This window comes from Mesorhizobium sp. M0968, from assembly GCF_040319065.1.
Classification (GTDB): domain Bacteria; phylum Pseudomonadota; class Alphaproteobacteria; order Rhizobiales; family Rhizobiaceae; genus Mesorhizobium.
The window spans coordinates 544,356-551,262 of sequence record NZ_JAMYNL010000002.1 but is presented as its reverse complement, the minus strand read 5'-3'; the positions used below and the strand labels follow the sequence as shown (position 1 = coordinate 551,262).

The window sequence follows — 6,907 nt, the reverse complement described above, 5'->3', positions numbered from 1 at the left end:
GACGGCTCCCTTGTTTGAGATCTCAACGAACTCATTCTGGCACATCCGATGCCGTCGGGCGCCGTCCACCCCATCATGCCGTGACATTAGCCGAAAGGCGCAAGCGGTTCAGAATATTCGCCGGGCAGAGCGGTGTGGAGGGAGCCATTTTCAGCACCGTTGCGGAGCGGGGAGATAATGGCATGGATCCTAGGGTCTGCGCCGCGTCGCTTCGCTCCTTGCTTCGCCCTAGGATGACGAAAGCGTGGTGGGGCGCTCCCGATACGCACGCCGCTTCGCGGCGGTTCCGCCCTAGGATGACAAAAGCGCGGTCACCCTCACCCGGCCTCCGCTTCGCTCCAGTCACCCTCTCCCCGTTGGGGAGAGGAGGGCGCTTACCCGGCGAGGCCTGCTAGATGGACTCGTTTCGCGACAAGATCGTTCCGGTGACCTCGATCCTCCTGGGCGTTGTCGTCGTCTGGTACGTCATGGCCGTCATCCTCAACACGCCGTTCCAGCGCGATCTCGACCGCCGCGCCAATCAGACACCGGGTATTGTGGAATTCATCGGCAAGACGCTGGCGCAGCCGAAGCCGACGCTGCCGGCGCCGCATCAGGTGGCGGTGAATTTTTTCGAAAACACCTTTCTGCGCAGCATCACCTCGAACCGCAGCCTTGTCTACAATGCCTGGGTGACGCTGTCGTCGACGCTGCTCGGCTTTGCTTTCGGCACGGCGCTCGGCATCGTCATCGCCGTCGGCATCGTGCATGTGGCGACGCTCGACCGCAGTCTGATGCCGTGGATCATCGCCTCGCAGACCATTCCGATCCTGGCGGTGGCGCCGATGATCATAGTCGTGCTGGCGGCGATCGGCATCACCGGGCTTATCCCGAAGGCGCTGATCTCGACCTATCTGTCGTTCTTTCCGGTGGCAGTCGGCATGGTGAAGGGACTGCGCTCGCCCGAGCTTACCCATCTCGACCTGATGCACACCTATAATGCCAGTGCCTCGCAGACCTTCTGGAAATTGCGGGTGCCGGCTTCGGTGCCGTTCCTGTTTACCTCGATGAAGGTGGCGGTGGCCGCCAGCCTGGTCGGCGCCATCGTCGGCGAGTTGCCGACCGGCGCCGTCGCCGGCATCGGCGCCAAATTGCTCGCCGGCGCCTACTACAGCCAGACCATCGACATCTGGTCGGCTCTGGTTGCCGGGTCGGTGGTCGCGGCGCTGCTGGTGATGGTCGTCGGCATCGCCGGGCGCCTTGTCGACCGCGCCATGGGCGGGAGGCCGGCATGAGCTCCATCCTGAGCCTTTCCTCAATCACGCCTCGATCCTGGCAGGGGTATGCAGCGCTTGTCCTGCTTGCCGGCGCGCTGCTTCTTTGGCCGCTCGTCAGCGCTACGCCCGGTTACGGCATGGCAACTGCGGTTTTGATTTTCATTTTGCTGCTCGTGGCAATCGAGGCCGACAACTTTCCACCGATGATCGGGGTGGTGTTGCTGTTCCTTGGCGCGCATGGCGCAGCGTGGATGCTGCTCGCCGGCATAACCGGCAATGAGGGCAGCGCTCGCGCATCCTTCTATCTGCTGCTCGTCGCGGCGTGGTTTTTGGCCTGGCGCTGCGTAACGGTCTTGTCGTCGTTTCGCCCGACGTCGCGCTGGGCGTCAACCGCCCTGCGCCTGATCATTCCGGCCATCTTCGGCGCCTGGATCCTGATCATCTGGGAGGCGGTGACGCGTGGTGCCGGCATTCCCTTCATCCTGTTGCCGCCGCCAAGCGCCATCGGTGCACGCATCGTCGGCTCGCTGCCGGTGCTGGGGGCCGATGTCAGGCAGACCATCTTCAAGGCTGTTATCTTCGGCTATGTGGTGGGGAGCAGCGCCGGCTTCCTCGTTGCCATCGCCGCCGACCGCGTGCCGTTCCTGCGGCGCGGGCTTTTGCCGATCGGCAATATGGTGTCGGCGCTGCCGATCATCGGCGTCGCGCCGATCATGGTCATGTGGTTCGGCTTCGACTGGCAGTCGAAGGCAGCGGTGGTCATCATCATGACCTTCTTCCCGATGCTGGTGAACACCGTCGCCGGGCTTGCCGCCTCCGGCCATATGGAGCGCGACCTGATGCGCACCTATGCCTCGAGCTACTGGCAGACGCTGTTCAAGCTGCGGCTGCCGGCGGCGGCACCCTTCATCTTCAATGCGTTGAAGATCAATTCGACGCTGGCGCTGATCGGCGCCATCGTCGCCGAGTTCTTCGGCACGCCGGTGGTCGGCATGGGATTCCGCATTTCGACGGAAGTCGGGCGGATGAACATCGACATGGTGTGGGCGGAAATCGCAGTTGCAGCACTTGCGGGTTCGGTCTTTTATGGCGTGGTCGCTCTTTTCGAGAGAGCAGTCACGTTTTGGCATCCCTCTGTCCGTGGTGGATAGGGGCGGTGGGTTTAGGGCGCTAACTTCAGAGGGTAAAAACATGAAAAGACTTGTTGTTTCGATGCTGGCCGGCGCGATGTCGCTTGCCGCGTTCCAGGCGATGGCCGCGGACAAGGTGACGCTGCAGCTGAAATGGGTCACGCAGGCACAGTTCGCCGGCTATTATGTCGCCAAGGCCAAGGGCTTCTATGACGCCGAGGGCCTCGACGTCGACATCAAGCCCGGCGGCCCGGACATTGCACCGGAGCAGGTTATTGCCGGCGGCGGCGCCGACGTCATCGTCGACTGGATGGGCGGTGCGCTGGCTGCGCGCGAAAAGGGCGTGCCGCTGGTCAACATCGCCCAGCCGTTCAAGAAGGCCGGCATGGAACTGGTCTGCCCGAAGGACGGCCCGGTCAAGACCGAAGCCGACTTCAAAGGCCATACGCTCGGCGTCTGGTTCTTCGGCAACGAGTATCCGTTCTATGCCTGGATGAACAAGCTTGGCCTCAAGACCGATGGCGGGCCGGACGGCGTCACCGTGCTCAAGCAGAGCTTTGACGTGCAGCCGCTGATCCAGAAGCAGGCGGATTGCATTTCGGTCATGACCTATAACGAGTACTGGCAGCTCATCGACGCCGGCTACAAGCCGGAAGAGCTGACCGTCTTCAACTATTCCGCCATGGGCAACGATCTGCTCGAAGACGGGCTCTATGCCCTGGAGGACAAGCTCAAGGATCCGGCCTTCGAGGACAAGATGGTGCGTTTCGTGCGCGCTTCGATGAAGGGTTGGAAATACGCCGTCGACCATTCCGACGAAGCGGCCGGCATCGTCATGGACAATGGCGGCCAGGACGAGAATCACCAGAAGCGCATGATGGGCGAAGTCGCCAAGCTGATCGACAATGCCGATGGCAAGCTCGATCCGGCGACGTACGAGCGCACCGCCAAGGCGCTGCTCGACCAGAAGATCATCAGCAAGGAGCCTACCGGCGCCTACACGACGGCGATCACCGACAAGGCCATCAAATAGGGCTGTCAAACTGGCTTGTAGCGGAAAAGGGGCGGGCGACCGCCCCTTTTTAGTGGGAGGTAAAATAAACGTTACCGGCGGAAACATCCGCTCGCAAAATCGTTGTGCCGGTGCATCCGCCTCAAGGGTGTCACAACGGAGGTTTCCATGCGCATCCAGTCCTTCACGCCGATGCTTTCGGCGCTGGCCATTTCTGCAGCCATCTTCTCCGCTTCACCGGCCTTGGCCGAAACCATAAAGATGACGGCGACGCTCGATGGTGCTCAGCAGAACCCGCCCGTCACCACGAAGGGCAAGGGCACCGCCACGCTCAGGTTCAACACCGCCACCAAGAAACTCAGCTGGACCGTGAGATATTCCGGCCTCAGCGGGCCGGCGAAGGCCGCACACATTCACGGCCCGGCGGCAAAGGGTCAAAACGCCGATCCGGTGGTGCCGTTCGAAGGCAAGCTGAAGAGCCCGATCAAGGGTTCGGCGACATTGACCGATGCCCAGGCCACCGATCTTGAGGCTGGCAAATATTACGTCAACATCCACACCGCGGCCCATGCGGACGGCGAGATCCGCGGCCAGATCGAGAAGGCCAAATAGGCAGATCACGACGACAAAACAGGGCAATCATCCTGTTTTGTCAGGCCTTGTCGCGAATCTGGGACATCGTGCGGGTCGGCGTGATGGCTTCAGGGTCGAGCCGGATCTCTACGATCGACGGCTTGCCGCTGGCCCGCGCTCGCTCGAAGGCCGCCGCGAAGTCGGCGGTCTTTTCCACCGTCTCGCCATGGCCGCCATAGGCACGGGCCAAAGCAGCAAAGTCGGGATTCTTCAAGTCCGTGGCGACGACACGGCCGGGATATTCGCGCTCCTGATGCATGCGGATGGTGCCGTAGATGCCATTGTTGACGACGATGACGATGATCGGCAGCCCGTATTGCACGGCGGTGGCGAATTCCTGGCCGTTCATCAGGAAACAGCCGTCGCCGGCGAAGGCGATCACGTCGCGGTCGGGGAAAAGCTGCTTGGCGGCGACCGCCGCCGGCGTGCCGTAGCCCATCGAGCCGGATGTGGGTGCTGCCTGCGTGCCGAAACGCCGGAAGCGATGGTAGCGATGCACCCAGGTGGCATAGTTGCCGGCGCCGTTGGTGAGGATGGCGTCGTCCGGCAGCATCGTTTCGAGATAATTCATGATCGGCCCCATCTGGACGGCGCCGGGGCCGCTCTCCGGAGGCGTCGACCAGTCGAGATAGGCGGCGTGCAGCTTCGCTGCCTCAGCCGCCCAGACCGGCGTTGCGGTCGGCTTGCGTCCGGCAAAGGCTTCGACGAAAGCGGCAGGCGAGGCATTGATCGCCAGCGCCGGCCGGTAGACGCGGCCGAGTTCGCCGGCGTCGGCATGGATATGGACCAGCGTCTGGTCGGGGTAGGGGCTCTTCAGCAGCGTGTAGTCGGATGACGGCATCTCGCCCATACGGCCGCCGATCAGCAGCACGAGGTCGGCCTGCTTGATGGCGGTTGCTACCTTGGGATTGATGCCGATGCCGACATCGCCGGCATAGTTCGGGTGGAGATGGTCGAACAGCATCTGGCGGCGGAAGGAGCAGCCGACCGGCAGTGACCAGGCTTCGGCTATCGTCCGCATCCGTGCAACGGCCTGCGCGTCCCAGCGCGTACCGCCGAGGATGACGAAGGGCCGCTTTGCCTTGTTGAGCAACACTTCCAGTGCGTCGAGCTCGACTTCGCCAGGCCGCGTCTCGACAGGGGTATAATGCCGGGCGTCCGGTGCCTCGGCGAGGCTGGTCAGCATGTCCTCGGGCAGCGAGATGACGACCGGGCCGGGCCGGCCGGACGTCGCCACCGCAAAGGCGCGTGTGACGAATTCGGGTATGCGTGCGGCGTCGTCGATCTCGACCACCCATTTGGCAATATCGCCGAAGAACCTGACGTAGTCGACCTCCTGGAAGGCCTCGCGCCCTTTGGCGTGGCTGGCGACCTGGCCGATGAACAGGATGAGAGGGATTGAATCCTGCATCGCGATGTGGATGCCGGCAGAGGCATTGGTGGCGCCTGGGCCGCGGGTGACAAAGCAGATGCCGGGCCTGCCGGTCAGGCGGCCGTGGCAGTCGGCCATCATTGCGGCACCGCCCTCCTGGCGGCAGACGATTGTGCGGATCGGTGAATCATGCAGCGCGTCGAGCACCGCCAGATAGGATTCGCCGGGTACGCAATAGATACGGTCCGTTCCGTTGGCTTCGAGCGCATCGACGATGAGTTGTCCGCCGGTCTTCATTTTCCTGACCTCTCCAGTTCGGCAAGGATTTCTTCGGTGTGTTCGCCGAGACGCGGTGACGGACGTTCATAGACCAGCGGCGTGCCGGACATGACCATCGGCGCCCGCACCGAGGGCAAGAGATTGCCATGGCCGTCATCGAGGTCGAGCCGCATGCCGCGCGCGATGGTCTGCGGGTCGGCAAACATCTGGCCGATGTTGTTGATCGGGCTGGCCGGCACTCCGGCAGTCTCAAGTCTGGCCAGCAACGGGTCGCGATCGAAGGCTTTCAGCGCCTCGATCATATGCTCGCGCAGCTTTGCCCGGTTGGCGACGCGGGCGGGATTGGTGGCGAAGTCAGGGTTCGACGCCAGCTCATCGAGGCCGACGGCAGCGCAGAACTTTGCGAACTGGCCATCATTGCCGACCGCCAGGATGATGTGGCCATTTTTCACCGGCACCACTTCGTAGGGCGCGATGTTCATATGCGCATTGCCCATCTGCACCGGCGACTGTCCGGAGACGAGATAGTTGAGGTTCTGGTTGCCGAGCGTCGAGATCTGGGTGTCGTAGAGCGCCATGTCGATATGCTGGCCTTCGCCGGTCTTCTCGGCATGGCGAAGCGCCGCCTGGATGGCGATGACCGAATAAAGCCCGGTGAAAACATCTGAAATAGCGACGCCCGCCTTTTGCGGTTCGCGGCCGGCTTCGCCGGTGATCGACATCATGCCGGCCATGCCCTGGATGATGAAATCATAGCCGGCACGCGGCGCATACGGTCCCGACTGGCCAAAACCGGTGATCGAGCAATAGATCAGCCGCGAGTTGATTTTCCTCAGGCTGTCATAGTCGAGGCCGTATTTCTTCAGTCCGCCGACTTTGAAGTTTTCGATCAGCACATCCGATGTCGCGACCAGCCGGCGCACCGTCTCGGCACCCTCGGGCGTCGAGAAGTCGATGGCGATGGAGCGCTTGCCGCGGTTGCAGGAATGGTAATAAGCGGCCGAAAGGTTCTCGCCGTCATGGCCGATGACGAAGGGCGGTCCCCATTTGCGGGTGTCGTCGCCGCCGTCCGGGCTCTCGACCTTGATCACGTCGGCGCCGAGGTCGGCAAGCAGCTGTCCGGCCCATGGCCCGGCGAGGATGCGTGCGAGTTCGATGACGCGGATGTCTTTGAGCGGAGGCTCAGTCATGGATCACCGTGGTTGATCGAAAGCGCAGCCTCTAT

The 6,907-nt window shown here is 62.8% G+C and carries 6 protein-coding genes; 4 read left to right on the top strand and 2 right to left on the bottom strand.

Annotation, left to right across the window (positions count from 1 at the left end; translation table 11 throughout):
* Positions 1–395: 395 nt before the first annotated feature.
* The 4 genes from NKH67_RS05490 to NKH67_RS05475 all read left to right on the top strand — a co-directional run bounded on the left by NKH67_RS05490 (position 396) and on the right by NKH67_RS05475 (position 4,010).
* Positions 396–1,274, top strand: a complete 879-nt coding sequence (locus NKH67_RS05490; protein WP_352501094.1) for an ABC transporter permease — start codon at positions 396–398, stop codon at positions 1,272–1,274.
* The gene (locus NKH67_RS05485; RefSeq protein WP_352501093.1) at positions 1,271–2,407 is read left to right on the top strand and encodes an ABC transporter permease; all 1,137 of its coding nucleotides are present in this window, start codon (positions 1,271–1,273) and stop codon (positions 2,405–2,407) included. Before NKH67_RS05490 ends, NKH67_RS05485 begins: the two co-directional genes overlap by 4 nt.
* A gap of 40 nt (positions 2,408–2,447) precedes the next feature.
* Positions 2,448–3,419 (top strand): ABC transporter substrate-binding protein, encoded by a 972-nt coding sequence (locus tag NKH67_RS05480; RefSeq protein ID WP_352501092.1) that lies wholly within the window; start codon positions 2,448–2,450, stop codon positions 3,417–3,419.
* 147 nt (positions 3,420–3,566) lie between these two features.
* Positions 3,567–4,010 carry a CHRD domain-containing protein gene (locus tag NKH67_RS05475; RefSeq protein ID WP_352501091.1) on the top strand — a complete coding sequence of 148 codons (444 nt, stop codon included), beginning with the start codon at positions 3,567–3,569 and terminating at the stop codon, positions 4,008–4,010.
* A gap of 40 nt (positions 4,011–4,050) precedes the next feature.
* Here the strand turns inward: NKH67_RS05475 and NKH67_RS05470 are convergent, their stop codons facing one another.
* Positions 4,051–5,700 carry a thiamine pyrophosphate-binding protein gene (locus tag NKH67_RS05470; protein WP_352501090.1) on the bottom strand — a complete coding sequence of 550 codons (1,650 nt, stop codon included), beginning with the start codon at positions 5,698–5,700 and terminating at the stop codon, positions 4,051–4,053.
* Positions 5,697–6,872 (bottom strand): CaiB/BaiF CoA transferase family protein, encoded by a 1,176-nt coding sequence (locus NKH67_RS05465; protein WP_352501089.1) that lies wholly within the window; start codon positions 6,870–6,872, stop codon positions 5,697–5,699. The genes NKH67_RS05470 and NKH67_RS05465 overlap by 4 nt, the downstream gene beginning before the upstream one ends.
* Positions 6,873–6,907 lie beyond the last annotated feature (35 nt).